We start from the raw sequence: 258 nt of genomic DNA, 5'->3' as shown, positions 1-258 counted from the left end.
GCTCAAGCACGAGCGCTGCGCTTAGCCGATGGTCCTGATGAAGTGCATAAAACCATGATTGCGAAACTTGAGCTAAAGCGTCAAGGTTTTAGTCGTTCGTCGAAACCTGCTAAATCTTAAGGTAACTTAGATTTGTATCTATAACTAATACAAAACAAGCTCAATGGCGACCATAACCATAAATCCACTATCAATCATTTGATAGTGGATTCTTCACCCCTAAATAATCAATAAAAATAACTGACCACACGATAAGGA

1 protein-coding gene is annotated in these 258 nt (G+C 39.1%); it reads left to right on the top strand.

Going from position 1 to position 258, the window contains the following annotated elements:
- Positions 1-120 (top strand): hypothetical protein (locus AAEY88_RS14365; protein ID WP_350563476.1); only part of this gene is annotated, 120 nt, incomplete at its 5' end.
- Positions 121-258: the final 138 nt, after the last annotated feature.

The sequence above is a fragment of the Psychrobacter sp. CAL346-MNA-CIBAN-0220 genome (assembly GCF_040309805.1).
In the GTDB taxonomy this organism is placed as follows: domain Bacteria; phylum Pseudomonadota; class Gammaproteobacteria; order Pseudomonadales; family Moraxellaceae; genus Psychrobacter.
This window is presented reverse-complemented; position numbering and strand designations above follow the sequence as displayed.